The sequence below is a fragment of the Microbacterium sulfonylureivorans genome (assembly GCF_003999995.1).
Lineage (GTDB): Bacteria > Actinomycetota > Actinomycetes > Actinomycetales > Microbacteriaceae > Microbacterium > Microbacterium sulfonylureivorans.
The window spans coordinates 1,116,574-1,142,867 of record NZ_RJAD01000001.1 but is presented as its reverse complement, the minus strand read 5'-3'; the positions used below and the strand labels follow the sequence as shown (position 1 = coordinate 1,142,867).

Sequence of the window (26,294 nt, the reverse complement as noted above, 5' to 3'; positions counted from 1 at the left end):
AGTCTGCCGGGTCAGCTGACGTCGCGGCGCCAGCTGAACAGGTGCCCGAGCAGGACGAGCACCACCGCGTAGCCGAGCAGCACGACCCCGCCCGCCCACCACTCCATGGTCCCGGCGTCGCCGGTCGACATGCTCATCGCGAGCACGCTGGCCCCGACGAGCGTGTCGCTCGCGGCGCCCGGGAGGTACTGCGTCACCTCCGGCAGGCCCTCGACGAACGCCGCGGCCAGTCGGGCCACGGGCTCGATGAACTGCGTGAACACCAGGACGCCGACGATCGCGCCCACCTGGTTTCGGACGAGCGCTCCCACGCCGATGCCGATGAGGACCCACAGGACGTAAGCGAGCAGCATCCGACCGAACTGTGCCCAGATGTCGACGGACGTCAGCTCGGCATCGACGCCGAAGCCCGTGAGGAAGCCCACCGAGGCGCCGACGGACACGGCGATCCCGATCACGCCGTACAGCACGCCCAGGAGGACTCCGACGAGGATCTTCGCCCAGAGCACGAGACCGCGCCGCGGCGTCGCGAGGAATGTGGGAGTGAGCGTCTTGTGGCGGAACTCGCCGGTCACCATCAGCGTGCCGATGAGGAGAGGGAAGACGTAGCCGACGGACGTCGCCGTGCTGTAGAGCAGCCCGGCGAGACCGTCCTCCGGCAGCGGGGGCGCGTCGCCGGGGAGCGAGCCGGTCGCCGCGGCCGCGTAGACGAAGCCGAGCGCGGCCGCCGTGGAGCCGACGTACACGGCGAGGACGACCGCGAGGAGCCACCACATCACGGTGGAGAACTGCTTGGTGGTCTCGGAGCGGGTCGCTGCGGTGAGGCTCATCGCTGCTCACCCCCTTCGTCGTCGCGGTGCTCATGGACGTCGTGCTCGACCCAGTCGGGGGAGAGGTCCGCGAGTGCGCCGAGTCCGTCGTCCTCGGTGTCGTGCGAGTGAGCGGATGCCTCGTCCCCGCCGTCGTCCGGCGGGGCAGGCGCGTCGCTGCCCCAGTCGTTCTGCGGATCGTGCACCGCTTCGCCTTCGGCCGGGGACTCGTCGCCCACCCTGCCCTCGACCGCCGGCTCGCCTTCGGGGTGCGGTTCGGTCGCGCGCTGCCCGCCTTCGGGGTGCGGTTCGACCGCCGGCTCGCCTTCGGGGTGCGGTTCGACCGCCGGCCCGCCTTCGGCCTCCGCCGGGGCGTCGCCGCCCGCGCTCTCGGCGACCGCAGCGTCTCCGTCGACGGCGGGTGCGTCGCCGCCGCGTGCGGCGACCTCGGCCTCTGCCTCCGCGGCGGCAGCGGCAGCGGCCGCCTTCTCCGCGTCGAAGGCGGCGAAGAAGCGGTCCGCCTCGAGGTCGGCATCGGTCTTGACGTAGTCCTCCCACGGCCGGTCGTCGCCATCGGACACGAACGTGTCGTCGTCGGAGAGCTCGGCGTCATCGGCATCGGCATCGGCGTCCGCGTCGGCGTCCTCCACCCCGCCGTCGGGTCGCGGCTCGTCAGGGATCTGCTGGCCGGCCTCGGCCTCGGCCTCGCCCGCGTCGTCGCCCTCGACCGGCGCCCCGGTCGGGATGATATCGATCACGCCGGTGCTCGCCACGGCGAAGGCGGCGGGCCGCGCGTCGGGGTCGGGATCATCCAATCCGAACCGCTCCTCGGCCCACACCGCACCGGCGGCGGCTCCGGCCGCGGCAGCCGCGCCGGCGGCCACGCCCTCTCCGTCGAGCTCCGCGGCGACCGACGCCGTGTCCGCGTCGGCGGCATCGGGCAGATCGTCATCGTCCGCCTGGGGAGCCGAAGCCCCCTCGGCGACGCCGCCCCCAGCGACGCCGGCCGCAGCGACGCCGGGCTCGGCGGCGACGGCGGGCTCGGCATCCGGTGCCCGGTCGTCCGGCGTGACGACGGCGATCGCGCCCGACTCGATCGCGGGGATCACGTCGCTCAGCGCGGTCCCCGAGGCGCTCGCGTGCAGTCGAGTGCCGTTCACCAGGTCGAGGAACACCTCTTCCAGTGCCGGACCGCGCTTGTGCAGCGACGAGAGCGGAACACCCGCGGCGGCAGCGGCGAGGCCGACCGCGGCGGGCTCGATTCCCCGCACCGTGAGTCCGGAGCGCAGGACCTCGAACGGCACGTCGGCGGCGCGGAGCGCCGCGGCCAGCGCCGCGCGGTCTGCGGAGTCGACGACGGTCGCCTGCTCCGACGGGTCGACGAGCTCGTCGAGGCCGCCCTGGAACACCAGGCGACCCTGCGCGATGATCAGCAGCGCGTCGACCGTCTGCTGCACCTCGGTCAGCAGGTGCGACGAGACCAGGACCGTCCGTCCCTCGCGGGCGAGCTGACGCAGGAACCCGCGGATCCACTTGATCCCCTCGGGATCGAGTCCGTTCGTCGGCTCGTCGAGCACGAGCACGCCCGGGTCGCCCAGCAGCGCATACGCGAGCCCGAGTCGCTGCCGCATGCCCAGGGAGAACCCGCCGACCTTGCGGCCGGCGGCATCCGCCAGACCCACCAGGCCGAGCACCTCGTCGACGCGCGTCTTCGGGATTCGGGCCGCCTGCGCGTACACCGTGAGGTGCGCGGCCGCGGTGCGCCCGGGATGGAAGCTGGATGCCTCGAGCACCGCGCCGACCGTCTGCAGCGGATGCCGCAGCTTCGCGTAGTGCACGCCGCCGATCGTGGCGTCGCCGGCGGTCGGGCGCACCAGGCCCAGCAGGATGCGCAGCGAGGTCGTCTTGCCCGCACCGTTGGGCCCGAGGAAACCGGTGACCAGCCCCGGTTCGACACGTGCTGTGAAGCCTGAGACAGCAGTGACGGCGCCGAACCGCTTCGTCACTCCTGAGAATTCCAGCACCTGTCCGTGGGGCATGCCGAACCCTCTCGTCGTCGAAAGCATTTCCACCCATCTTTGCGGAAACGGCGGGCCGGTGTGCAGAAATGTGGCCGGGGGTCGAAGCTGCGCGCCGTGGGGCCGCCTCTGCGCTCGGTTCCGCCCCGGTAACGTTGCGACCGTGACCGACGTCTCCGAGCCCACCGTCCTCGTCCGCGCGAGCGGGGGACTCGGGCGCCTCACCCTCAATCGACCGCGCGCGATCAACGCCCTCGATCTCGACATGATCCATCAGCTCCAGGCCGCCCTCGACGACTGGGAGCACGACACCGAGGTGGATGTGGTGCTGCTCGACGGCGCCGGCGAGCGCGGTCTCTGCGCCGGGGGCGACGTGCGGGGGCTCGCCGAACGCGTGACGAGCGGGCGCGCCGAGGACTCGGCGCTGTTCTTCCGCGACGAGTACGCACTCAACGCCCGCATCGCCGAGTACCCCAAGACCTTCGTGGCGCTCGCCGACGGCATCACCATGGGCGGAGGCATCGGCGTCGCCGGTCACGCCGCGATCCGCATCGTCACGGAGCGCTCTCAGCTCGCGATGCCCGAGACCCGCATCGGGTTCACGCCGGATGTGGGCGGCACGTGGCTGCTCGCTCACGCCCCCGGGCGCCTGGGCGAGTACTTTGGGCTGACCGGGGCGGTGATGGATGCCTCGGACGCGATCTACGCCGGGTTCGCCGACCACTTCGTGCCGTCGGCGAACCTCGATGGTCTGCGCGACGCGCTCGAGACCCGCGCAGACCCGTCGAGCCCGACCGAGCTCGTGCTGCTGTTCGATGAGACCCCGCCGCCGTCGAAGCTCGAGCGGGCGCGCGAGTGGATCGACGACGCCTTCGCCGGCGACACCGTCGCCGACATCGTCGAGCGGCTGCGCGCACGGCCCGAGGCCGAGGCATCCGCGACCGCCGACCTGCTCGGAGAGCTCTCGCCGACGGGGCTCGCCGTGACCCTCGCGTCGGTGCGCCGGTCGCGCGAGCTGCCGGGGCTGCGCGACGCGCTCGAGCAGGAGTACGGCCTCGTGATGTGGTTCGCCACCTCGCAGCCAGACCTCGCCGAAGGCATCCGCGCCCAGGTCATCGACAAGGACCGCTCGCCGCGCTGGCAGCCGGCGACCCTCGCCGACCTGCCCCCGGATGCCGCGGCATCCGCTCTGGCCTACCTTCCCGACGTGCCCCTCTGGGCCTCGTCCGTGCCGCGGGGCTGACATGACGACGAGGCGGAGCTACTCGATCGGGATCGCGGTCGACTGGTTCTTCTTCGTCTTCGCGGGACTCGCCGCGATCTGGCTCGCCTACCTGAGCTTCACCGAGACGTTCATGGTCGGCTGGTGGGGCATCCCGTTCGCCATCCTGTTCTGGGTGCTGCTGGCCTACCTCGTACTGCCCCGGCTGCACCGCATCCTCACGACCATCTACGTGCCCGACTACTTCATCGGCCGCACCCGCACGAGCGACGGACTGCTCGGAGACCCGGTGAACCTCGCGTTCCTCGGCGAGGCCGAGCAGATCGAGCAGGCGCTCCGCTCGGCCGGGTGGACCAAGGCCGACCCCGTCACGTTCTCGTCGTCGTGGCGCATCATCACGTCGACCCTCACCCGCCGCAGCTACCACGAGGCGCCCGTCAGCCCGCTGTTCCTGTTCGATCGGGAGCAGGACTTCGCGTACCAGCAGGAGGTCGACGGCAACCCTGCCCAGCGCCATCACGTGCGGTTCTGGCGGTGCCCCGACGGGTGGCTGCTCCCCGGCGGCCGACGGGTCGACTGGCTCGCCGCAGGCACCTTCGACACGAGCGTCGGGCTGTCGCTGTTCACCCTGCAGGTCACCCACCGCATCGACGCCGAGACCGACATCGAGCGCGATCACATCGTCAGGACGGTCCGGGATGCCGATCCCGCGGTCGCCCTCGAGGTCATCGAGGACTTCGCCACGGGGTATCACGCGCGCAACGGCGGCGGGGACAGCATCACGACCGACGGCGACCTGCCGATCGTCGACGTGCGGAACGTGCGGGCGGTGACAAGGTGAGTGCGTCGCAGGATCCGTCCCGTCGGAGCACGGCGCCCGCGCCCAGCAAGCGCCCGGCGTTCGAGCCGGCCGCACGACTGCTGAAGCCGACCGCCTACGACCCGGACATGCGTCGTCCGATCTCGATCGTGGCCGGCACGGCGCTCGTGCTCCTGCGGGTCGTCGCCGGAGTGCTCGTGGTGGTGGGCCTGGCGATCGGCTGGGACGACCTGATGGCCGACCCCGGCACCGTCCTCGAGGGCTTCGCGACGACACCCGAGGGCCAGCAGGCGGCCCTGTGGGTCCTGGTGGGGGTGTACGGCACGATTCTGCTCGCCGACCTGCTGCTCGCCGTGTTCGTCTACCGCGGCCGGAACTGGGCCCGCGTGATCGTGATGCTGTTCACGGTCGTGTCGATCAGCACCACCTTCGTCGCGTGGTGGGCGCAGGGTCAGGAGATCGCGCTCGAGGGCGCGTTCGTGTCGCTGGCGATCGACATCCTCGTCCTGCTCGCGCTGTCGAGCCGCAGCGCCGCCGCGTACGCGCGCCGCAACCAGCGACGCTGAGCCCCGGCCACGGCGACGTGGCATACCCTGAGATCCGCCGCATGGGACGGCGCGAGGGGGAGGGTGCGTGTTCGACAGTCCGCTGTCCGCCTCGGCCTACGAGGTTCTGGAGGTCGACCCGACGGTCGACGAGGAGTCGCTGCGCAGGGCGTACCGTCTTCGGCTGCGCCAGACCCATCCCGACACCGGCGGCGATGCGGCCCTCTTCATCCAGGTGCAGCGGGCGTGGGAGCTCGTGGGCACCGCCGAAGCGCGCGCGGCGTACGACCGCGGCCACGGCTTCGGCGACGCCCCAGCACCCGAGTGGTCGGGCTGGCGCGCACCGGCGGCGCGCACCGACACCCGGCCGCGCGCCCGGTCCTATGGTCATCCCGGCGGCTGGCGGCGCGAACGCTACCTGACGCTGATCCGCGAGTGGGCGGGTCGCGGCGTCACGCTCGCCGATCCCTACGACCCGGCTCTCGTGCGCTCGGCCCCGCAGCAGCTGCGCCGCCTCCTCGCCGACGCGCTCGCCGAAGAGGCCACGGCCCGCATCGTCGCCGACCTGGGCATGGGCTACACGGTCTGGCATGACGTCGCTCCCTCGGGCGCCAACACCGATTCCGACGCCAAGATCGACCACATCGTGCTCGGCCCGAGCGGGCTGTACGGCATCCTCTCGGAGGACTTCGGCGGGCCGGTGCGCCTGCGGCGCGGTGAGCTCATCGGCGACGGGGTCGGCGGAGCGCCGATCGCGTCGCTCGTGGCCCGGATGCGCGGCATCGCCCGGGCGGCGGGCGTGCGATTCAGCGGCGCGATCGTCGTGCTCCCCGATGACGACGTGCTCCAGGTCATCGAGGAGATCGGCAAGGTGCGGGGCACCCCGGTCGCCGTGGTGTCGCGCAGCGCTCTCGCGGCCGTGCTGCGCCGGGGGATCACCGGCGTTCGGGCCATCGGCGGCAACGAGGTCTTCGACGTGCGCACACGCCTGCAGCAGGCCGTGCGCTTCGCCTGACGGCGCTGGGCGGGCTCAGACGTCGGGAGAGGCTTCGGACCACACGGCGAGCTCGTTGCCCGCGGGATCGGCGAAATGGAACCGCCGGCCGCCGGGGAATCCGTAGATCTCATGGATGATCGTTCCGCCGGATGCCTCGACCCTGGCGCGCGCCGCCTCGAGGTCGGTGACGTAGAGCACCGCCATCGGCATCTTCTGCTGCTGTGCGTCGGCGATGCCGTTGAACCCCGCGACGACGCCGCTGTCGGGGGTGTCGAGGTACTCGCCGTAGTCGGTGAAGCTCCAGTCGAAGGCGGCCTCGTAGAAGCCTCGCGCGGCCTTCAGTGTCTCGGCGTCGGCCGCAGGGAACTCGATCAGATCGATGTGGTTGTGCGTGGGCATGCGCCCGGTCTACCACCCGGTGCCGACACGGCGCAGCCTCACCGACGTCAGTCGGTCAGGCCGAAGAGCTCGAGCGGGTGGGTGAGGCGCCACCAGGCACTCGGAGCCGCGACGTCGTCGGCGAGCCGCAGGTCGACGGCGGCCGCATCCAGCGGACCGTCGACGGTGAGGGACCCGACGGTGTCGCCCTCCTCGCGGCTCTCCTCGAGCGCGTACGTCGTCGCGACGGTCCCGGATGCTCCGTTCCAGAGCACGACCGATGCGTCGTCGGCTGTCAGGATGTCGACGTGCTCACCCCACGCCGTGTCGACGGTGCCGGCGAGCGTGCCCGCCGGAACCGAGGGCGTGAGCTGGAGCTCCTGCTCCAGCTGGGTGTACAGCGCCCGCGATGCGGCCAGTCGCGCCTCGTCGTCGGGCTGGCCCAGCACCGACGCGTAGATCCGGACCGGGGTCTCGCCGACGACGATCTCCTTGGCGGACAGCAGGTTCCACGCGTCGAGCGTGCCGGTCTTGATGCCGAGGACGCCGGGATCGGCCAGCAGGCCGTTCGTGTTCTCGACGGCCCCTGCCCCGGGAAGGTCCACCGACTTCTTGGCCACGATCTCGGCGATGACGGGGTTGGCCAGCGCCTTCTGCGCGAGGGTGAGGAGCGCCTCGGGCGTGGCGGTGTTGCGCGGGTCGATCCCGGTCGGCTCGACGACCGTGACGCCGGGCACGCCGTGTGTGGACAGCCACGACGTCGCCGCGTCGGCGAACACCCCGTCCGACGGGAAGAGGTTCGCGGCGAGGCGGTCGGCGTAGTTGTTCGCGGATCCGATGAGCATGCCCTCGAGGAGCTGGTACTGCGTCAGCGTCCCGCCGACGGGGACGTCGAGGGCGGACTCGCCGTTGGCGCGGTACTGCCAGTACGCGAGCGAGTCCCCGTAGTCGAAGCGGTACTCGGGTCCCTGCTCGCCGAGCGCGAGCGGCATCTCGTCGAGCACGACGAGCGCGGTGACGACCTTGGTGATGCTCGCGATCGAGTGCGCGTCGGCCGCGGAGGCCGCCGAGCCCTGGATCCCGCCGACGGACACCGCGGCGCTGCCCGCGGACGGCCACGGGGGCGCCGTCGCGGGGGCTGCGCTCGGCTGCACCGCGACGGCTGTGACGATCGGCGCCACGGCGTGCAGCGGCCACAGGAGCGTGGTCGCGGCGTAGGCGCTCACGAGGCCGGCGATGATGACGGTCGGCACGATGACGCCGGCCCGCAAGGGCGACTGGCGGGGCAGATGGGCCAGCAGGTCGGGCTCGACGGGGACGTAGGCGGTCGCCGCGGTCGAGAGGTCGTCCGGCACGCGGGGGAGACCCACGCTGCGCTCGTCCACCCACGCGAGGGCGAGGGGCCGTCCGTCCTCCGTCGTCGTCGCGGCGCCGTCGTCGTCGGGCGCGTCGAGGGGGCCGAGCGGGTTCATCGTGGCGGAGTCGTCGATGCCGGTCGGGGGTGCGGCGATCGAGCTGGGCTCGAGCGTCGGGGGGACGGACCCGGGCTCGAGCGTGAGCACGCGGTCGGAGGCATCCGATTCGATTCCGACGGTCGGAATCTCGGCCGTCGGCACCCGGCGCGCACCGCGCGACGGGGCTGGGGCGTCATCCGGAGTCACCCGCTCAAGATACCTCCCCGTGCGGCGTATACTCGTCGGCACAACCACGGGAGTCCGGTGAGCCGGGCTGAGAGGAAGCGATCCACGCTTCGACCGTCGAACCTGATCCGGATCATGCCGGCGCAGGGAGGAGCATCAGATGCACGCGTCCACGTCCGTATCCACGTCCACGCAGGCACCCGCGTCGCCACCGGCGAATCCGTACCGCTGGCGCGTCGTCGACATCGTCGTCGCGAGCGTCGTCGGCGTCGCATCGGGCCTCATCTTCCTGCTGTGGAACATCGCCTACCGCGGCCCGAGCGCGCTCCTCGAGCCGCTGCTGCCCGGACTGCAGGGTCTCCTCGACGGTCCGTGGCTGTTCGCGGGAGTCCTGGGCGCCCTCATCATCCGCAAGCCCGGAGCGGCGGTGTTCACGGAGGTCGTCGCGGCGGGCGTCTCGGCGCTCACCCTCATCGGCAACACGTGGGGCGCGTTCCTCACGCTCGAGGCGGGCCTCATCCAGGGCATCGGCGCCGAGCTGATCTTCCTGCTGTTCTTCTACCGCCGCTGGTCGCTCCCGGTGGCCGTCCTCGCGGGCATCGGGGCCGCACTCGCCGGGGGGATCAACAACCTGCTGCTCTGGTACGCCGGAGCCGACCTGTCGTTCGTCGTCGTGTACCTCGTGAGCACGTCGATCTCGGGAGCCGTCATCGCCGGCGCCCTGTCGTGGCTGCTCGCGCGCGGCCTCGCCAAGACCGGCGCGCTCGACCGCTTCGCCTCCGGGCGCGAAGCGCGCGCCCGCGTCTAGGCACGTGTCCGACGCGATTCCCCGTCCCGCCGCCGTCGAGGCCGCGGGGTGGGGCTGGCGTCACGCGTCTCGCCACGCGTGGGCGATCCGGGATGCCTCGCTGCGCATCGAGCCCGGTGAACGGGTGCTGCTGCTCGGGGCGTCGGGATCGGGCAAATCGACACTCCTCCACGGACTCGCCGGCGTGCTCGGCGGCGACGAGGAGGGCGAGCAGGCCGGCGCCCTCCTGATCGACGGCCTGCCCGCGGCTCAGGCGAGGGGTCGTGCCGGACTCGTCCTGCAGGATCCCGACGCGCAGGTCATCCTCGCGCGGGTCGGGGACGACGTCGCGTTCGGGTGCGAGAACCTCGGCATCCCGCGCGAGCGGATCTGGCCGAGGGTCGCGGCGGCGCTCGACGCGGTCGGACTCGACGTTCCGCTCGATCGCCCGACGAAGGCGCTGTCGGGCGGGCAGAAGCAGCGGCTGGCGCTCGCCGGGCTCTTGGCGATGCAGCCGGGTCTCGTGCTGCTCGACGAGCCGACCGCGAACCTCGACCCGTCCGGGGTCGCCGAGGTGCGGGATGCCGTCACCCGGCTGCTCGACGCCCACCCGGCGACCCTGGTCGTCGTCGAGCACCGCGTCGACGTGTGGCTGCCGGTGGTCTCGCGGGTCATCGTGCTCGGCGACGGCGGCGTCGTCGCCGACGGCTCGCCGGCGGACGTCCTCGATCGCGAGGGTGCCGGTCTGGCGGCGCGGGGGGTGTGGGTGCCCGGCATCCCTCCCGCGCGCCCGCCCGCGCCGCGGCGGCCTCCCGGCGAGTCCCTCCTGACGGCGGCGGACCTCGCCGTGCAGCGGGTCGCCGGGCATCCCGTGGCGTCCGGGATCGACGTCGGCGTGCGCGCGGGCGCCGCGCTGGCGATCACCGGTCCCAACGGCGCGGGCAAGTCGACGCTCGGCCTGACGCTCGCGGGACTTCTGGCGCCGGCATCCGGGTCCCTGACCGCCGCCGCCGCGCTCGCCGACGGCGCAGGACCCACGCCGATCCGGTGGGCGTCGCGGCAGCTGCTCACGCGCATCGGCACGGTCTTCCAGGATCCGGAGCACCAGCTCCTCGCGAAGACCGTCAAGGAGGAGCTCGAGGTCGGTCCCCGGGCGCTCGGCCTGCCCGAGGCCGAGACGGCCGGGCGCGTCGACGAGCTCCTCGAGCGACTGCGTCTCGCGCCGCTCGCCCGCGCGAATCCCTACACGCTGTCGGGGGGCGAGAAGCGACGGCTGACCGTGGCCGCGGCTCTGGCCACCGCCCCGCGCGTGCTCGTCCTGGACGAGCCGACGTTCGGTCAGGACGCCCGCACCTGGGCAGAGCTCGTCGCGCTGCTGGCCCGGCTGCGCGACGAGGGCTCCGCGATCGTCGCCATCACCCATGATCTCGACGTGGTGGAGGCGCTCGGCGCCGATCGCCTCGAGCTGGGGGCGGCATGACCCTTCTCGACACCCGCGCTCGGACCGGACGGATGTCGCGGGTCAATCCCGTCGCGAAGCTCGGCGCCGCCGCGTTCATCACCATCCCGCTCGTGCTGACGCTCGACGTTGTGTCGGCGACCGTGGCGCTCGTGCTCGAGCTCCTCCTCCTGCCGCTCGCCGGCCTCGGCGGGCGGGAGTTCTGGGCCCGCACCTGGATCGTGTGGGCGCTCGCACCGCTGACCGGGCTGACGATCGCGCTCTACGGGCGCACGAGCGGCGAGGTGTACGCCCAGTGGCTCTTCGTCACGGTGAGCGAAGGATCTCTCGTCCTCGCGCTGGCCACGACGATCCGCGTCCTCGCGATCGCGCTGCCGTCGGTCGTGCTCTTCGCGACCGTCGATCCCACCGACCTCGCAGACGGGCTCGGTCAGGTCCTGAAGCTCCCCGCGAGATTCGTGCTGGGCGCTCTCGCCGGGCTGCGCATGGTCGGTCTGTTCCTCGACGACTGGCGCGCGCTCGAACTCGCGCGGCGCGCGCGCGGCGTCGCCGATCGCGGCCGGGTGCGGCGGTTCCTCGGCATGGCGTTCGCGCTGCTGGTGCTCTCGATCCGGCGGGGCTCGAAGCTCGCGACCGCGATGGAGGCCCGCGGCTTCGGCGCCCCCGGCGCACGCACCTGGGCTCGCGAGTCGCCGTTCGGCGCCACGGAGTGGACGCTCATGGGCGTCGGCCTCGCGATCGCGCTCCTGGCGACGTTCGCCGCGCTCGCCGCCGGCACGTGGAACTTCATCCTCGGACCCGGGGTGTGAGCCCCGCGCGGGTCAGCCCCCCGCGACCAGCGCCTGATAGGCCGGCTGCATCGCGGGGAAGTACGTGTCCCAGGCGACGGTCGAGGCATCCCGCCCCTTCTGCACCGCCACGAGGCGGTCGAGGTAGTACTCCCAACCGGGCCCGATGGAGCCGACGTCCTCGCCGGGATTGAGGCGCTGTCCGAACACGAGGAGCGTGGCCTCTCCCTTCTCGATGAGCTCGAACCACAGGTGCCACGATCCGGATGCCGCGGAGGTGTCGCCGGCGAAGCGCCGCGGCGGGTCGCACTCGAGGATCGTGTACTCCTCGGGCGGCGCCTCCTCGTCCTCCGCGGTCATGAAGAACGCCACACGGCCGCTCTTCGGATCGCCCTCCCAGCGGCCGATCCACCGCTCGAGCCGCGCGGACTGCGTCAGCTCGCGCCAGACGTCGGCCGGCGGAACGGCGAAGGTGCGCGTGAGCACGAGGTTCGGGTGTCCGTCGATGTCGGTGACGGTGCCGGTGATGTCGGTGCGTTCGGTCATGTCGCGTTCCACAGCTCCCGGTAATAGGACAGACGCGCGCGGTCGGGTTCGACGCCGTACGCCTCGATGAGGGCGTCCTCCCATCCGGGTCCATAGTTCCACTCGGTGCTCATCGACGCTACGGCGATGTCACCCCAGCGATCGCCGAGGCCGAGCAGCCCCAGGTCGACGTGGGCGGCCCAGCGCCCGTCGTCGCCGATCAGCGTGTTGGGGCAGCAGGCATCCGCATGGCACACGACCAGCATGTCGACCGGCGGCGGCTCGCGCAGGGCGTCGGGGACGCGGATGCCCCGCCCCGCCGCGTTCGCGATGCGGGCGGGCACGGTCCAGTCGTAGGGGCACTCGGCGACCGGCAGAGCGTCGTGCAGCGCGCGGAGCCCCTCGCCGACCGCGCGCACCGCCGTCGCCGGGTCGGCGATCCAGCGTGGCGCCACCGCGCTCTCGCCGGGGATCGCCCGCGTCACGAGCCACTCGTGCGTGTCGTCGGCACCGGCTTCGAGCACGTGCGGCACGCGGGCCCACCGCCCGGCCCACTCCAGGCGCTCGGTCTCCTGGGCGAGCGACGACTCGGCGTTGCGCGGACCGAACTTGACGTACCGCTCGTCGTCGGTGCGGAAGGTCACACCCCCGTGGTCGTTGCGCCACACGGGCACGAGGCGGGCGCCGCGCGCGAGCGCACGCACGCGATCCGGCACGGCGATCGGCTCGACGGGGATCGACACGGGGGATCAGGCCTCGAGCACGTCGAGGAGCACCGCGGCGTGGTTGCGCTCGGCATCGTGGACGCTGTACAGGAGGGTGGCGACCGGATGCCGGGAGAGCTCGTCGCGCAGCGCGTCGACGGCGGGATTCGCCGCGAGCTCGACGCGGTAGGCCGAGGCGAAGTCCTCCCAGGGCAGCCCGTCCCGGTGATAGGCGCGGCGCAGCTCCGTCGAGGGCGCGGCATCCTTCGCCCAGTGATCGACGGCAGCCCGCTCCCTGGTGAGCCCGCGTGGCCAGAGCCGGTCCACGAGCACGCGGAACCCGTCATCGGGTGAGGGGGCGTCGTAGACCCGCTTGATCGTCACCGCCATGCGACCATGATGCCCGCCGACTAGCCTGGATGTGGCATCCCGTGCGTTCGTGACACTCAGTCCCGCGTAAGGTGGGATGCAATGTCTCGGCAGTTCGAAGGAGAACGCATGGACCTCACGGGTGCCTCCGCCCTGGTCACCGGCGGTGCGAGCGGGCTCGGCCTCGCGACCGCCCGCCGTCTCGCCGCCGCCGGCGCGACGGTCACGATCGTCGACCTGCCCGGCTCCGCCGGAGCGGATGTCGCGGCCGAGCTGGGCGGATCGTTCGCCCCCGCCGACGTCACCGACCCCGACCAGGTCGCGGCGGCGGTGACGACCGCGGCCGCCGGCGGGCCGCTGCGCGTCGTCGTGAACTGCGCCGGCATCGCCCCGCCAGCCAAGGTGCTCGACCGCGACGGCGAGCCGACGCCGCTGGCCGGCTTCGAGAGGATCATCCGCGTCAACCTCGTCGGCACGTACAACGTGATCTCGCAGGCATCCGCCGTCATGGCCCGCACCGAGCCGACCGCCGACGGCGACCGCGGCGTGATCGTGAACACCGCGAGCGTCGCGGCCTTCGACGGGCAGATCGGCCAGCCCGCCTATGCCGCGAGCAAGGGCGGCGTCCACGCCATGACGCTCCCCGTCGCCCGCGAGCTCGCCCGCTACGGCATCCGCGTGGTCACCATCGCCCCCGGCATCATGGAGACCCCGATGCTGATGGGCCTCCCGCAGGCCGCGCAGGACTCGCTCGGCCAGCAGGTCCCGTACCCGCAGCGCCTCGGAAAGCCCGACGAGTACGCCCGACTGGTGGCGGCGATCGTCGACAACGGCTACCTCAACGGCGAGACGATCCGCCTCGACGGCGCCATCCGCATGGCGCCGAAGTGAGCCTCGAAAGGACACCATGAGCGACTCGATCCTCCTCCACGTCGAGGGCGGCCTGGCCCGCGTGACGTTCAACCGTCCTGCGTTCCTGAACGCGATGGACTTCGAGATGGGCGGCCGCTGGCGCGACATCGCCCGTGAGGTCACGAGCGACCCGTCCGTGGGCGCGGTGATCCTGGATGCCGCAGGCCCGGCGTTCTGCGCGGGTGGCGATGTCGTCGCGATGGCGACGTCGGGTGCGACCGGCGCGGATGTGACGGCTGCGGCGCACGTGATCCACGAAGGCATCCGCACGTTCGTGCTGTCCGACAAGCCCATCGTCGCCGCGGTGCAGGGCGCGGTCGCGGGCGGCGGCCTCGGGCTGATGCTCACCGCCGACTACATCGTGGCCGCCGAGTCCGCGAAGTTCGTCAGCAAGTACGCGAACATCGGCCTGACCCCCGACCTCGGCGTGTCGACGCTGCTTCCGGCCGCGGTCGGTCAGCGACGCGCGCTCCAGCTCGTTCTGCAGGACCGCACCCTCTCGGCTGCCGAGGCGCTCGACTGGGGCCTCGTGGCCGAGGTGCTCCCCGCCGCCGAGGTGCCCGCGCGCGCGGACGAGATCGCGGACTTCTGGCTCTCGAACGCGACGGCCGCGTATGGCCAGGCGAAGCGCCTCGTCCGTCTCGGCGCCGACCGCACGTTCGCAGAGAACCTCGACGACGAGGCTGCGTCCATCGGCGCCCGGTTCGACACCGACGAGGCCAAGGTCCGCGTGGCGGGCTTCGCCGCGGCATCCCGCAAGTCCCGCCCCTGACCCCCTGCCCCACCCCACCGCCCCCACCGCCCCTACTGCCCCCACTGCCCCCACCGCCCCTGACCCCCTGCCCCACCCCACCCTCGCCATGTCCCGATTCGGCCCGGTATCGAGGTCGGAAAGCTAGCGAAATCGGGACACGTAGCGGACAGAGTGGGACAAGAACAAGGAGAAACCGAGTTGAGTGACACCACCCTCGCCGGCAAGACCATCCTGATGTCGGGCGGCAGCCGCGGCATCGGCCTCGCGATCGCGCTGCGCGCCGCCCGTGACGGCGCCAACATCGCGCTCCTCGCGAAGACCGACACGCCCCACCCGAAGCTCGAGGGGACGGTCCATTCCGCCGCCGAGAAGATCCGCGAGGCGGGCGGCCAGGCGCTGCCGATCGTCGGCGACGTGCGCAACGACGACGACGTCACCGAAGCCGTCCTCAAGACGCAGGGGGAGTTCGGCGGCATCGACATCGTCGTCAACAACGCCTCCGTCATCGACCTGTCGCGCTCGCTCGACCTGGCGACGAAGAAGTACGACCTGATGCAGGACGTCAACGTCCGCGGCACGTTCATGCTGAGCCGGGCCGCCGTGCCGATGCTGAAGGATGCCGCGAACCCGCACATCCTCTCGCTGTCACCGCCTCTCAACCTGTCGCCGAAGTGGCTCGGAGCGCACACCGGGTACACGCTCGCGAAGTACGGCATGACGATGGCGACGCTCGGCATGGCGGCGGAGTTCGCGAAGGCCGGCATCGCCGCCAACACGCTCTGGCCGGCCACGACGATCGCGACCGCCGCCGTGCAGTTCGCCCTCGGCGGCGACACGATGATGCGGGTGAGCCGGACTCCCGAGGTGTACGCGGATGCCGCGTACGAGGTGTTCCTCAAGCCGGCCGCGGAGTACACCGGGCAGACCCTCATCGTCGAGGACGTGCTCCGCGACGCAGGCGTCACCGACTTCTCGGGCTACGCGGCGACCCCGGGGACGCCGGACGACCAGCTGTTCCCCGACATCTTCCTCGACTGAGGCCGCCTGCGTAGGGTGGAGGCATGGCGGTGCGGAGCCTGTTCCCGATCCTCCTCTCGCGCGACCTTCCGCGGCTGGTGAGCTTCTACGAGCACGCGCTGCACGGCCGCGTCGACTACCGGTTCGGGAGCGCGGACGCGGACGACTATGTGTCGCTCACGCTCGGCGGGGGATCGCTCGGGATCGGGCGCGATCCGGCCGTCCCGGCCGCGACGGCGGGCGACCGGGTCGCTCTGTGGTTCTACGTCGACGACGTCGACGCCGCCTTCTCGCGGTGGAGGTCGGCGGGCGGCGACGTCGTGCAGCAGCCCGGCGAGACGCCCTGGGGCGAGCGGGTCGCGCAGGTGCGCGACCCCGACGGCAACCTCGTCAACCTCGGCGCCGCGGTCTCCGCGTCACCGGACTGATCCGTCGGACCGGGCGACGCGCACCGACCCTCACTTGATCCCGAAGGCGAAGGTGAACGAGGTGCCGTCGGCGAGGTCGACACGGTAGGTGTACTGCTGGCCGCCCTTGAGCGTCGCGGACCCGATCGATCCGGCCCAGAGCCCGACGAGCGGGATGTAGACGGGCTTGACGGTGGGCAGCAGCAGCGGTCGCTCGTTGACGTTCACGCCCTTGGTCGGCAGTGCGGTCGCCGAGACCTGGGTGATGCCGGTCACCGAGCCTTTGGCGGTGACGAGCCGGCCGAACTCGTCGCAGAGGCGGAAGAGGACGGGTATGGCGGAGATGCGGGGGAACACGCTCGATCCGTCGGGGTTGACGGGTTGCAGGGCGACCCGGCTGCCGGTGCGGCAGGCGGGGGACGGGGCGATCACGGTGTAGGACGCGGTCGCGGCGGCGCTGTTGCCGGCGACGTCGGTCGCGCGGCAGGTGAGCGTCTTCGATCCGGCCGTGGCTGTGTTCGGCGCGTCGCACGACTGCGTGGCGATGCCGGATGCCGCGTCCGTGGCACGGGGAGCGGCCGCCGCCGTCGCACCGAGGGCGACGGGGTTCGGCGTGACGACCGGCGCCAGCCCGGGCGCCGTGCCGTCGACGCGGACGAGGATGCCGTCGGTCGCCGTGGCGCCGAGCACGTCGCGCACCGTCCCCGAGATCTCGACGCCGTCTGCGCTCGTGTCGGCCGACACCGTCACCGCCTCCGGGCATTCGGCGATCGCCTCGTCGCCGGCACTGCACGTGAACGTCACCGTCACCGGCGCCGTGCTCCAGTCGCCCTCGACGTAGTCGCCGGCCGGCGTGTGCGCGGTTGCGACGATGCCGGGCCCGACCGGCGGCCGCGGCTCGGTGAGCACGAGTACCTCGGCGTGCGCGACATGGCCGTCGGTGCGTCCGTCGTTCGGCGTCACCGTGACCTCGACGAGGTCGCCCGGCGAGACCCAGCGGCTGAGCGCGAGGGTGGAGCCGCTCTCGGGGAGGGCGCCGCCGTTGACGTACCAGCGGTAGGTGAGCGACACCGGGTCCTGGTCGGGATCCGCGCCCGCTGCCGTGGCGGTGAGCGTCGAACTCGGCCACACCTCGGCGGTGTCGGCCGACAGCTCGACCGACGCCGACGGCGCGGTGTTCGACACGGCCACCGTCAGCGGGAACGACGAGCGGTCGCACGCGCCGCCGCGGCACACCGCCACGTCGACCGTGAACGTGCCGGCCACGGCGGCGACATGGTCCAGCACCGCCCGCGTCGCTCCGTCGGCTCCGGTCTCGACGGCCATCGGGCCCGAGGCGACGGGAGCTCCGCCCGCGGCGCTCGAGATGGCGAACGAGGCGGTGAGGCGCTCGCCGGCGGTGACCTCGCCGACGGCGAACGGCTGCACGAGCCGCTCACCGACCTTCAGGGCGACCGGCTCGGCGGCGGTGTCGATCGTCGGCGCGGGGGCGGCCGCCGGATCGAGGTGGCCGCGCGTGGACTCCGTCGCGACGTTGCCCGCCGTGTCGGCGACCTGCACGATCCACCGCATCGCGGTGCCGATGCCGGTGTCGACCGCCCAGTACGGGCCGTCCGCATCGGTCCCGGCCGTCATCGGGAAGGACTGCCACTGGGTGCTGCCCTCGGGCTGGGCGAGGAGGAGCACGCGGCCGATGTCGCTGCCCGTGCCGTCGGCGCGCACCCGGAAGGAGGACCTGCCCTCCCGGGGTGCGTCCACCGATCGGATGACCGGGGCCGTCGTCTCGGCAGGCGTGCCGTCCGCCTGCGAGACGGGGGCGTAGATCACCTCGAGATCCATCGCCGTGAAGCGCTCGAGGACGCCCGTGCCCGCGGTCGGGATCTCCACCCTCCCGGGCGTGACCACGAGCAGGTCGACGCGACCGACCGGTGTCTGCTGCGATGTCACGGTGGCGAACGTCGACGGGAATGCGACGCCCGCGCGGGAGGCCGACGGCTCGTCGACGCCGACGCTCGGACGGGTGACGGCGGGCGAGACCGCTTCGCCGCGCTCGGACGTCAGCCCGGTGATGAGGACGCCGCGGGGAGCGGTGCCCTCGGGAGCGGCGTTGAGCTGCGACACCACGCGGGGAAGCACGGGCTGGCCGGCGACGGTGAGCGGCTGCTGTCCGTCCGCGGTGAGGTAGGCGACCTCGCGCCCGTCCTCGTCGATCGCGGTCTCGGTCGTGAAGACCGGGGTGAGAGTCAGGCTCGCGGCCGAGAGCCCGTCGCCCGTCCCCGTCACGGGCGACAGCCCCGTCGGGATGGCCGGGAGCGGAGCGCTCTTCGGGGTCCCGGAGAAGGCGTACATCGGCAGTCCGTAGTACACGGCCTCCATCAGCACCTTCTCGTCGTAGCCCGAGTAGAGGCCGAGACCGCCGAGGTACGACTGCTTGGCGTACGTCAGAGCGCCGGCGGCCGACACGTCGGTGCCGTCGACCTCGGTGCCGATCCAGGCCGCGTACTCGCCGAGGAGGCGCTCCCCGAGCGCCGTGGTCACGTTGTTGGCCAGCCCGAAGCCGGTGTTGCCGATGAAGCCGTCGGCGGCAGCGAAGACGTCGACCCAGTCCGACGCGTCCCCGTAGTACGACGTCGGCAGGTTGCCGCCGGCGTGGCATCCGATCATGAAGACGAGCGAACCCGCGAGCTGCGGCGCCGCCGTGTGCGCGGACGCCGTCAGCAGGTCGGCGTCCGCGAAGCGGCCGCCCTCGGCGCCGGGGATGCCGGGCAGCATCCGCGTCTCGTCCGCATGCGTGTTGATCGAGACGACACGCGGACTCCCGCCGGCGCTCGGGAACAGCGCGCTCTCGACGTCGGTCCTCGTCCACGGCTCGGCGAGAGTGGTGCTCTCCGGAGCACGCCACTCGAGGTTCTCGGTGACCAGCGCGGGAAGCTCGGCCCAGGCTCCGTAGCCGCCGGTGAGCGTCGAGTCGGCGTCGAGCATCCCGTCCTCGGCGATGAACCGCGCGATGGAGGCGGTGATCTGCACGGGCGTCTCGACGAGCCGGCCGACACCGACGGTCGGCACGTAGAGATGCCCGCCGAGCGACTCGTAGGCGTCGGCGAGACCGTACGGATCGTCGGTGAGGATGTGGTTCGTCGCCGCGGCCGCCGACAGCGGCGTCGCACAGGCGTCGAGCGCCCCGTCCGCGACGGTCTCAGGGCAGGCGGTGCCGTCCGGCGCGACCGTCAGGCGGAGGGATGCCGCGTGGCTGGCCTCGTTGAACTGCGCAGTGTGCTGAGCCACCGGGGCGAGGGGCACGATGTCGTCGCCGCCGACGATCACCACCGAGGAGACGTGCGCCTGCTCGGCGCCGAGCTGGGAGGACACGTAGGCGTTGATCGCGCCCACCAGCGCGCGCCGGGCGGACATCGAGCACGGATTGGCGTCGAGCGTCGTCCGGGCCGCCTGCACGCCGAGGTCGGCATCCACCGACAGCACGGCACCGTCGACCGCTCCGTCGCCGACGTGGCCGGTACCGGTGAGCGACGTGAGCGCGGCACGCACCTGCGTCGCCGCGGCGGCGCCGTGGGTGTCGCCGAATCGTCGTGTGTCGACGAGGTAGACGGTGTTCGTCGATGCGGTCACCGCATCGCTGACGCCGACGACGCCCGGATCGGCGGTCTGCGGCGCCACCCACGGCGCGCACCTGCGCTCGAGCGGCTCGTCGACATACCGGGCGCGGAGCGAGTAGAGCGAGGTGCCGGCCTTTCCGTTGCCGCTCGTGACACGCAGGAGCATCTGCTCGCCGGGCGCGGCGGACGTCGAGGCCGCTTCGATCTCCGCGCTGCCGTCACCCCCGACCGCGGCCTGATCGACGAGGGTGTGCCCCGCCAGCGGGGCCGCGGCATCGCCGCCCGCCTCCGCCGGCGCGCCCACGTCGCCGGTCTGCTCGGTGACCGCGGTCCCGGGCGCCGGACCGGCACCGGCCACTCCGAGCTCGGCTGTGGTCGCCGACGGCGAGAACAGCGCGAGGGCGATCTGCCCGTCCGACGCGTTCGTCGAGATGACGAGTCGCCGGCCGGGCGCGGGGGGATCGACGAGGAAGTAGTCCTCGTCGAGAGCGGGACCCTCGATCGTGTTGCCGAGGTCGTCGAGCGTGCGGTACTCGGGTGAGATCCACTCGTAGTAGATCCGTCCCTCCTGCAGCGGCTCGCGCTCCCGCGCCGGGTCCTCCCACACGTCGCCGACCCGGTTGTTCGCGGGGTCGTCGAGGGTGCCGATCTCGAAGAAGGAGTACAGGCGGTCTTCGGCGGAGAGTGCGCCGCTGGTCAGCGCCGCATCCGCGAACGACGTCCCGGGCTGCGAGCTCGCGGTGTACCAGACCTCGAACTCGATCGAGGTGCCGCCCTCCGCGTCCGCGAGCGGCAGGCGGACGAGGTTGCGATCGACCTGGATGGGCCCGCCGTAGACGTGGCGATCCCACGTCAGCGACGGGCCGGAGGCGCTCGCGAAGTACTGGTTCGACGGAGCCGTGCCCGCAGGCAGCGAGATCGACGCCGTCGGGGCGGCGAAGTCCGTGGGCTCGCCCGGTCCGGGGTCGAATGTGAACGAGAACTGTGCGTTCGTGCCGCAGCGCTTGGAGCCGTCGCAGCCGTACCCCGGAGCGTCGCGCACGGACGCGTTCGGGTCGATCGAGGTCGGGGCGATCTGCTCCCAGGGGTAGCTGGCGGCGTCGAGCACGGAGAACAGCAGCGTGCCGAACGTGACCTCGGCGGGCGCGCCCGCGGCGAGGTCGGCCACGGTGGCTTCGGGTCGCAGGGCTCCGGTGTTCGACGCCAGCGTGCCGGCGACGTCGCCGGTGAACAGCGCCGCCCGGGATGCCTCGCTCAGCGCTGCGACGTCGAGGGTGCCGAGGGTGGTGTCCTCGAGGAACAGACGATCCATCGGGAGGTCGTCGAACAGCGTGCTCGCGATCGGCAGGGCGGAGAGCACCGCGCCCTCGATCCCGGACCGGCCGACGTCGAGCCCGGCGGCATCCAGATCGGCGAGGATCGTCTCCTCGTCCACGTCGACGTCCAGCCCCTGAGTGTCGACGACGCCCTGCCACTGCGCCAGCGGCGTCCCCGTGCCCGGCAGCGGGACCTGGGCGAGCCGTGCGCCCCCGAGCACGATCGACGCGAGTGAGAGCGAGTCGATGCCGCTGTCGCTCAGATCGACATCGCTCAGGGTCAGAGACCGGATGCGCTCCGCGGCCGCGCGCTCGGCATCCGTCGCCGTCGAACCGTCCGCCAGCACGTCCTCGGCCCACGCGAGCACGTCGGCGAGGGTCACGCTCTGGACCAGCTCGTCTGCGAAGGGAGTGCCCGTGAGCAGCTCCGGCCAGCCGCCGGGGATGTCGAGCCGGTAGATCGGCAGACGGTAGATCGGGAGCCGGTAGATCGGAGAGTCCTCGATCAGAAGACGGTAGATCGGCAGACGGTAGATCGGCAGCCGGTAGATGGGCAGGCGGTAGATCGGCAGCCGGTAGATCGGGGCGTCGGCGAGCGCCGCGGCGTAGCCCTGCAGGGCCGAGACCGGGATCTTGGCGATGTCGACCGCGGCCATGTACCCCACGTTGGTGAGCTCGCCGAGGGTGCTCGAGACGGCCAGTCCGTCGTGGCGGTGCGTGTCGACGGCGAGCACGGCGGCCGACGCGGAGGGCGCAAGGGCGGACGGACCGCTGAACGCGACGGTGCGGGCGGATGCCGAGAGGCTGGGGGACGAGCCCGTCCCGAGGTCGACGAAGTCGCCCGCCGCGCTGTGACTGCACCTGCCTCCGGTCGCGGCCGCCGCCCAGTCGGGCACCGCTGTGCGCACGACCGGCGCGGGCAGCACCGGTGCGATGCCGGCGAACGAGAAGCGCGGCCGGGTCGTCTCCCACGCGACCCCGCTGCCGTCGGCAGACACCGTGGGCGAGGCGATCGTCCCCCCCGAGCGGAACTCGACGAGATTGGTCGCGAGGGCGACGTAGTAGGTGTCGCCCAGGTCGAACGTGGACGCGATGATCGTGTCGTGCCCGGCGCACGCCGCATCCGCGATGTAGACGATGACCTCGCCGCTGCCGTTCATCGCGGGGTCGTGGGCCCCCGCCGCGACGAGCGCGAAGGTGGCGCCTGCGTCGGCGCGCGCGCCGCGATACAGGTAGCTCGCCGACCCGACGGGATCGGCGGCGGCGAGCGGCTGGCCCGTCGTGAACGCGAGATGGGCGCCGTTGCCGCTGAGCACGAGCTCCGTCACGCCTCCCGCGAGCGATCGGTCCGGCACGATGCGGGTGATGCCGACGTCGCCGTGCACGCCGTTGCCGTCGGCATCGAGGTCGGCGACGAAGCCGTCCGAGACGCCGTTGGTGTCGCCCGCCGTGAGGTTCGGGGCATCGGACACGAACGCGACGTAGCGACCGTCGTCGCTGATGTCGACGCTCGTCGCATCGCCGAGGGGCTCGGCTCCTCCTGCCTCGACCCGGAGTGTGGTGTCGAGGACCGTGTCTCGGACGTACACGCCGGTCCGGGCATCCGGAGCGTGATCGCCGTCGGTGAGGTTCGTCGCCGAGCTCAGAAATGCGACATACCGGCCGTCGGCGCTCGCGACGGGGAGGGTGCTCGGTCCATCGGCGGGCTCCTGGGGCAGGGACGCGTCCGGCCGGCTCACGAGCAGCGGCGACCCGGTGAAGGGGTCGTCGCTTCCCTGGACGGCGGTCGCGAGGAAGACGTCGGATGCCGCGTTGGCATCACCGGTCACCAGATCCGACGCCGTCGACGCGAAGACCGCCCGCTGGCCGTCGGGCGTCAGGTACGGCTGCGCGGATGCCGCGGCGTCGGTCTGCGAGACGAGGAAGGTCTCAGGAACGCCGGGTTCGGCCGCGGCCGCGCGCGGCTCGGTGCCCGGCAGGCTGACGAGCCCTGCGACGAGCAGTCCGGTGACGGTCGTGATGGCGACGGCGGATCGACGCCGCGCGGGCTCGTCTCGAGAGGGTGTGGCGGTGAACATCGGCTCGATTCCGATTCGAAGATGCCGCGCCGCAGCCTTTCGGGTGACAGCCTGGCGAGGACGCCCCAGTGCGCCTCTCCCTGAAATATGGCACCAACGTCCTCACCGCGCCAGAGTGCCGCCGAAACCTCCGCGGCCGGGGCGCCGGCGCCGATCCGCGCGCATCGGCCGTCAGTGGTCTCCGCCGGTGAACAGCAGGATGCCTCCGAGGCCGATCATGAGCCCCCCGCCGGTGGCCGACAGGCGTGCGATGCGCTTCGGCGACTTGCCGAACCACGTGCGGGCCCCGGCCGCGACGAGCGCCCAGATGCCGTCCGAGATCAGCGCGATCACGAAGAAGACGAGCCCGAGCTGGATCATCTGCAACGGCACCGACCCGGCCGACAGGTCGACGAACTGCGGCAGGACCGCGACGAAGAACGCGATCGTCTTCGGGTTGGTGATCCCCACGACGAACCCCTCGCCGAGCTGGCGCCACGCGGAGCGGGGAGCGATCGCGCCGTCGGCCTGCGCTGCCGCCCGGTCGCGGTGGCGGATGGCCTGCACGCCGAGGTAGACCAGGTATGCGGCGCCGGCGACCTTCACGATCGTGAAGAGCACGACGGACTGGGCGACGATGCCGCCGACGCCGAGCGCGACGAGCGCGATCACGGGCAGCAGGCCGAGCGCGTTGCCGAGCACGCTGAGCAGTCCGCCGATCCGGCCGAGCGCGAGCGCGCGACCGATCGTGAACAGCACGCTCGGGCCCGGGATCACGATCAGCACGAGGGCCGCGAGTGTGAAGGCGAGGAGATTCTCGGGAGGGACCACGGGGAAACGATAGTCCCCGTCAACGCGGCGGATCGTCGCCCACGAGGATCGTGACGGCTCCGTCATCGTGCCACCAGAACCCCAGCCGCTCGTTCGGGTCGAGCGCGATGGGGCGCTCGGCGGGGGTCACCATCGTGTACGGGACCGAGACGAGGAGGGCCGCGTTCGCGCGCAGCACGGCCGGCACGCAGCGCCCGTGCTGCACTCCGCCGCTCTCGATCAGCAGGCAGTGCTCGCGCTGCACGACGCCGGCGGCGCCTGCGATCCACAGGCTCCAGCCGTAGTACTCGCCGAGGGGCGACGCCCAGTCCACGACCCCGCTCGTGGGGAACGACGGCACGTAGGCGTCGGACGGAAGGTCGATGTAGTTGCCGAACGGACCGTCGAGAGGTACATGGAGCAGCTCGACGGCGCCGCTGTCACGTGCGAACGAGTAGGCCTCCCTGCCTTCGATCGAAGGGATCGAGGCAGTGGGCGACTGCTCGGCCCGGGGCGGCGCCGCCGGCTCGGCGCCGGCGAGACCCGCGAGCCACACGCCCGCCCCGGCGACGACCGCCAGCCCTCCTGCCACCGCCGCGATCGCCCTGGGCCGCCCGCCGCGCGGAGCATCCGGTTCGGCCGGCTCGGCCACCTGCGATTCGGGTTGCCGCGTCCCCGGTGTCGGTGCGTCTGCGGCCGAAGGGCGGGCCGAGGACGCTCTCACAAGGTGCTCGCTGTGCGACGGCTGCGCGGGCAGGTCGTCGCCCGGCGGCGAAACCTGCCCAGCCGATCGGGCGTGGTCGCTCAGGACGAGATCCTCGAGCTCGATCAGGCGCGCGACGGCGTCGGGATCGCCGTCGATGTCGGGCGACGGACCGTAGGCCCGACGCCGCAGCCGGGCGAGCTCGGTGCGCGTCGCGGCATCCATCACCGCTCCCTCACGCAGGCGCCGCGGCTGCTCGGCGCGCGAGCGAGCAGCCGTCCCGGCAGCCCCAGCCGCCCGGGACGGAGCGACATCGGCGCCGCGCCGTCCACGCGCACCACGCTAGTCCTGGTTGAGGCATCCGTTCAGGTGCGTCCCCTACCCTCGAAGCATGACCACCGAGCCTCCCGTGCGCGCCACCAAGCCCCGCCAGGTGCGACCGGCGACGGAGGGCTGGTCGCAGAAGAAGGACGCCGAGGGGCGTCCGCTTCTCCAGTTCGCGAGCCCGAAGCGCGGCAAGCCCCCCGTGCACCTCGCCGATCTCACCCCCGACGAGCGCGTCGCGAAGGTGAAGGAGCTCGGGCTCCCCGGCTTCCGCGCGAAGCAGCTCGAGAAGCACTACTTCCAGCACTGGACCCACGACCCGGCCGACATGACCGACCTTCCCGCCGAGGGCCGGGAGGAGTTCGTGCACGGGATGCTGCCGCCCCTCCTCACGGAGGTGCGACGCCTCGAGACCGACCGCGGCGACACGATCAAGTTCCTGTGGAAGCTGCACGACGGCGCCCTCGTCGAGTCGGTGCTGATGCGCTACCCCGGACGCATCACCCTCTGCGTGTCGTCCCAGGCCGGGTGCGGCATGAACTGCCCGTTCTGCGCGACCGGCCAGGCAGGCCTCACCCGCAACATGTCGGCGGCCGAGATCGTCGAGCAGATCGTGCGCGCCAACCGCCTCATCGCCGATGGCGGCCTCGGCGGCAAGAAGAAGGACGACCACTCGGCGGAGCGGGTCTCGAACATCGTCTTCATGGGCATGGGCGAGCCGCTCGCCAACTACGCCCGCGTCATGCAGGCGGTCCGAGTCATGACCGACAAAGCCCACGGCCTCGGCATGAGCGCTCGCGGCGTGACGGTCTCGACGGTCGGCCTCGTGCCGGCGATCACCAAGCTCGCCGACGAGGACATCCCCGTCACCTTCGCCCTGTCACTCCACGCGCCCGACGACCGGCTGCGCGACGAGCTGATCCCGGTGAACTCGCGGTGGAAGGTCGACGAGGCGCTCGATGCCGCCCGTGCCTACTTCGACAAGACCGGGCGCCGCGTGTCGATCGAGTACGCGCTCATCAAGGACATGAACGACCACGCGTGGCGCGCGGATCTCCTGGCGGAGAAGCTCAACGCCCGCGGTCGCGGCTGGGTGCACGTCAACCCGATCCCGCTGAACCCGACGCCGGGATCGATCTGGACGGCGTCCGAGGTCCCCGTGCAGAACGAGTTCGTCCGCAGGCTCAACGACGCCGGCATCCCGACGACCCTGCGCGACACCCGTGGCAAGGAGATCGACGGCGCCTGCGGGCAGCTCGTCGCGACGGAGGACGATCAGGCGGTCGCTGCCGTCACTCCGCTCGAGGACTGAACGCGGC

22 protein-coding genes and 1 riboswitch are annotated in these 26,294 nt (G+C 72.3%); of the genes, 12 read left to right on the top strand and 10 right to left on the bottom strand.

Annotation, left to right across the window (positions count from 1 at the left end):
• Positions 1 to 11 precede the first annotated feature (11 nt).
• Positions 12 to 830, bottom strand: a complete 819-nt coding sequence (locus EER34_RS04990; protein WP_127473431.1) for an ABC-2 transporter permease — start codon at positions 828 to 830, stop codon at positions 12 to 14.
• On the bottom strand, positions 827 to 2,848 hold the full coding sequence (locus EER34_RS04985) for an ATP-binding cassette domain-containing protein (protein WP_127473430.1): 2,022 nt from the start codon (positions 2,846 to 2,848) through the stop codon (positions 827 to 829). The genes EER34_RS04990 and EER34_RS04985 overlap by 4 nt, the downstream gene beginning before the upstream one ends.
• A 142-nt stretch (positions 2,849 to 2,990) precedes the next feature.
• On the opposite strand from EER34_RS04985, the gene EER34_RS04980 reads away from it, so the two are divergent.
• The 4 genes from EER34_RS04980 to EER34_RS04965 all read left to right on the top strand — a co-directional run bounded on the left by EER34_RS04980 (position 2,991) and on the right by EER34_RS04965 (position 6,429).
• Positions 2,991 to 4,070: an enoyl-CoA hydratase/isomerase family protein gene (locus EER34_RS04980; RefSeq protein ID WP_205791378.1), complete on the top strand. Its 1,080-nt coding sequence runs from the start codon at positions 2,991 to 2,993 to the stop codon at positions 4,068 to 4,070.
• A gap of 1 nt (position 4,071) precedes the next feature.
• On the top strand, positions 4,072 to 4,890 hold the full coding sequence (locus EER34_RS04975; protein ID WP_127473428.1) for an LssY C-terminal domain-containing protein: 819 nt from the start codon (positions 4,072 to 4,074) through the stop codon (positions 4,888 to 4,890).
• Positions 4,887 to 5,435: a hypothetical protein gene (locus EER34_RS04970; RefSeq protein ID WP_127473427.1), complete on the top strand. Its 549-nt coding sequence runs from the start codon at positions 4,887 to 4,889 to the stop codon at positions 5,433 to 5,435. The genes EER34_RS04975 and EER34_RS04970 overlap by 4 nt, the downstream gene beginning before the upstream one ends.
• Before the next feature lie 67 nt (positions 5,436 to 5,502).
• Positions 5,503 to 6,429: a DnaJ domain-containing protein gene (locus EER34_RS04965; protein ID WP_127473426.1), complete on the top strand. Its 927-nt coding sequence runs from the start codon at positions 5,503 to 5,505 to the stop codon at positions 6,427 to 6,429.
• Between the two features lie 15 nt (positions 6,430 to 6,444).
• Here the strand turns inward: EER34_RS04965 and EER34_RS04960 are convergent, their stop codons facing one another.
• Together EER34_RS04960 and EER34_RS04955 are read right to left on the bottom strand one after the other, a co-directional pair.
• The gene (locus EER34_RS04960; RefSeq protein WP_127473425.1) at positions 6,445 to 6,810 is read right to left on the bottom strand and encodes a VOC family protein; all 366 of its coding nucleotides are present in this window, start codon (positions 6,808 to 6,810) and stop codon (positions 6,445 to 6,447) included.
• Positions 6,811 to 6,857: 47 nt separating this feature from the next.
• On the bottom strand, positions 6,858 to 8,450 hold the full coding sequence (locus EER34_RS04955; RefSeq protein ID WP_127473424.1) for a D-alanyl-D-alanine carboxypeptidase family protein: 1,593 nt from the start codon (positions 8,448 to 8,450) through the stop codon (positions 6,858 to 6,860).
• Positions 8,451 to 8,486: 36 nt separating this feature from the next.
• Positions 8,487 to 8,596, top strand: a riboswitch (TPP riboswitch).
• Here EER34_RS04955 and EER34_RS04950 point away from each other — a divergent pair.
• From EER34_RS04950 to EER34_RS04940, 3 genes are all read left to right on the top strand, one after another.
• Positions 8,590 to 9,237 carry an ECF transporter S component gene (locus EER34_RS04950; RefSeq protein ID WP_127473423.1) on the top strand — a complete coding sequence of 216 codons (648 nt, stop codon included), beginning with the start codon at positions 8,590 to 8,592 and terminating at the stop codon, positions 9,235 to 9,237. (Overlaps the previous riboswitch by 7 nt.)
• Before the next feature lie 4 nt (positions 9,238 to 9,241).
• Positions 9,242 to 10,696 (top strand): ABC transporter ATP-binding protein, encoded by a 1,455-nt coding sequence (locus EER34_RS04945; protein ID WP_240642124.1) that lies wholly within the window; start codon positions 9,242 to 9,244, stop codon positions 10,694 to 10,696.
• The gene (locus tag EER34_RS04940; protein WP_127473422.1) at positions 10,693 to 11,484 is read left to right on the top strand and encodes an energy-coupling factor transporter transmembrane component T family protein; all 792 of its coding nucleotides are present in this window, start codon (positions 10,693 to 10,695) and stop codon (positions 11,482 to 11,484) included. Before EER34_RS04945 ends, EER34_RS04940 begins: the two co-directional genes overlap by 4 nt.
• A 12-nt stretch (positions 11,485 to 11,496) precedes the next feature.
• Here the strand turns inward: EER34_RS04940 and EER34_RS04935 are convergent, their stop codons facing one another.
• Genes EER34_RS04935 through EER34_RS04925 form a run of 3 tightly spaced genes read right to left on the bottom strand, consistent with a single transcriptional unit; the run spans position 11,497 to position 13,082 of the window.
• The gene (locus EER34_RS04935; protein ID WP_127473421.1) at positions 11,497 to 12,009 is read right to left on the bottom strand and encodes an SRPBCC domain-containing protein; all 513 of its coding nucleotides are present in this window, start codon (positions 12,007 to 12,009) and stop codon (positions 11,497 to 11,499) included.
• Positions 12,006 to 12,731 carry an aminoglycoside 3'-phosphotransferase gene (locus EER34_RS04930; RefSeq protein ID WP_127473420.1) on the bottom strand — a complete coding sequence of 242 codons (726 nt, stop codon included), beginning with the start codon at positions 12,729 to 12,731 and terminating at the stop codon, positions 12,006 to 12,008. Before EER34_RS04930 ends, EER34_RS04935 begins: the two co-directional genes overlap by 4 nt.
• Before the next feature lie 6 nt (positions 12,732 to 12,737).
• On the bottom strand, positions 12,738 to 13,082 hold the full coding sequence (locus tag EER34_RS04925; RefSeq protein ID WP_127473419.1) for a DUF488 domain-containing protein: 345 nt from the start codon (positions 13,080 to 13,082) through the stop codon (positions 12,738 to 12,740).
• Positions 13,083 to 13,190: 108 nt separating this feature from the next.
• On the opposite strand from EER34_RS04925, the gene EER34_RS04920 reads away from it, so the two are divergent.
• From EER34_RS04920 to EER34_RS04905, 4 genes are all read left to right on the top strand, one after another.
• Positions 13,191 to 13,952, top strand: a complete 762-nt coding sequence (locus EER34_RS04920; protein WP_127473418.1) for an SDR family NAD(P)-dependent oxidoreductase — start codon at positions 13,191 to 13,193, stop codon at positions 13,950 to 13,952.
• 16 nt (positions 13,953 to 13,968) lie between these two features.
• Positions 13,969 to 14,745: an enoyl-CoA hydratase/isomerase family protein gene (locus EER34_RS04915; protein WP_127473417.1), complete on the top strand. Its 777-nt coding sequence runs from the start codon at positions 13,969 to 13,971 to the stop codon at positions 14,743 to 14,745.
• Between the two features lie 180 nt (positions 14,746 to 14,925).
• Positions 14,926 to 15,765: an SDR family oxidoreductase gene (locus EER34_RS04910; protein WP_127473416.1), complete on the top strand. Its 840-nt coding sequence runs from the start codon at positions 14,926 to 14,928 to the stop codon at positions 15,763 to 15,765.
• Between the two features lie 23 nt (positions 15,766 to 15,788).
• A complete protein-coding gene (locus EER34_RS04905; protein WP_127473415.1) occupies positions 15,789 to 16,172 on the top strand; it encodes a VOC family protein in 384 nt (127 codons plus the stop codon).
• Positions 16,173 to 16,202: 30 nt separating this feature from the next.
• Here the strand turns inward: EER34_RS04905 and EER34_RS04900 are convergent, their stop codons facing one another.
• The 3 genes from EER34_RS04900 to EER34_RS17615 form a co-directional block, all read right to left on the bottom strand.
• Positions 16,203 to 23,159, bottom strand: coding sequence for a hypothetical protein (locus tag EER34_RS04900; RefSeq protein ID WP_127473414.1), 6,957 nt, complete (start codon positions 23,157 to 23,159; stop codon positions 16,203 to 16,205).
• A gap of 171 nt (positions 23,160 to 23,330) precedes the next feature.
• Entirely contained in the window at positions 23,331 to 23,969 is a 639-nt protein-coding gene (locus EER34_RS04895; RefSeq protein WP_127473413.1) for a LysE family translocator, read from the bottom strand.
• Between the two features lie 19 nt (positions 23,970 to 23,988).
• A complete protein-coding gene (locus tag EER34_RS17615) occupies positions 23,989 to 24,876 on the bottom strand; it encodes a hypothetical protein (RefSeq protein WP_205791376.1) in 888 nt (295 codons plus the stop codon).
• Positions 24,877 to 25,042: 166 nt separating this feature from the next.
• On the opposite strand from EER34_RS17615, the gene rlmN reads away from it, so the two are divergent.
• A complete protein-coding gene (gene rlmN, locus EER34_RS04885; RefSeq protein WP_127473412.1) occupies positions 25,043 to 26,287 on the top strand; it encodes a dual-specificity RNA methyltransferase RlmN in 1,245 nt (414 codons plus the stop codon).
• Positions 26,288 to 26,294: the final 7 nt, after the last annotated feature.

Coding starts and splice junctions, on each gene's coding strand:
- EER34_RS04935 (WP_127473421.1), bottom strand. CDS start 12,009: ATGACCGAACGCACCGACATCACCGGCACCGTCACCGACATCGACGGA.
- EER34_RS04960 (WP_127473425.1), bottom strand. CDS start 6,810: ATGCCCACGCACAACCACATCGATCTGATCGAGTTCCCTGCGGCCGAC.
- EER34_RS04990 (WP_127473431.1), bottom strand. CDS start 830: ATGAGCCTCACCGCAGCGACCCGCTCCGAGACCACCAAGCAGTTCTCC.
- EER34_RS04950 (WP_127473423.1), top strand. CDS start 8,590: ATGCACGCGTCCACGTCCGTATCCACGTCCACGCAGGCACCCGCGTCG.
- EER34_RS17615 (WP_205791376.1), bottom strand. CDS start 24,876: ATGGATGCCGCGACGCGCACCGAGCTCGCCCGGCTGCGGCGTCGGGCC.
- EER34_RS04915 (WP_127473417.1), top strand. CDS start 13,969: ATGAGCGACTCGATCCTCCTCCACGTCGAGGGCGGCCTGGCCCGCGTG.
- EER34_RS04920 (WP_127473418.1), top strand. CDS start 13,191: ATGGACCTCACGGGTGCCTCCGCCCTGGTCACCGGCGGTGCGAGCGGG.
- EER34_RS04900 (WP_127473414.1), bottom strand. CDS start 23,159: ATGTTCACCGCCACACCCTCTCGAGACGAGCCCGCGCGGCGTCGATCC.
- EER34_RS04985 (WP_127473430.1), bottom strand. CDS start 2,848: ATGCCCCACGGACAGGTGCTGGAATTCTCAGGAGTGACGAAGCGGTTC.
- EER34_RS04905 (WP_127473415.1), top strand. CDS start 15,789: ATGGCGGTGCGGAGCCTGTTCCCGATCCTCCTCTCGCGCGACCTTCCG.
- EER34_RS04940 (WP_127473422.1), top strand. CDS start 10,693: ATGACCCTTCTCGACACCCGCGCTCGGACCGGACGGATGTCGCGGGTC.
- EER34_RS04925 (WP_127473419.1), bottom strand. CDS start 13,082: ATGGCGGTGACGATCAAGCGGGTCTACGACGCCCCCTCACCCGATGAC.
- EER34_RS04975 (WP_127473428.1), top strand. CDS start 4,072: ATGACGACGAGGCGGAGCTACTCGATCGGGATCGCGGTCGACTGGTTC.
- rlmN (WP_127473412.1), top strand. CDS start 25,043: ATGACCACCGAGCCTCCCGTGCGCGCCACCAAGCCCCGCCAGGTGCGA.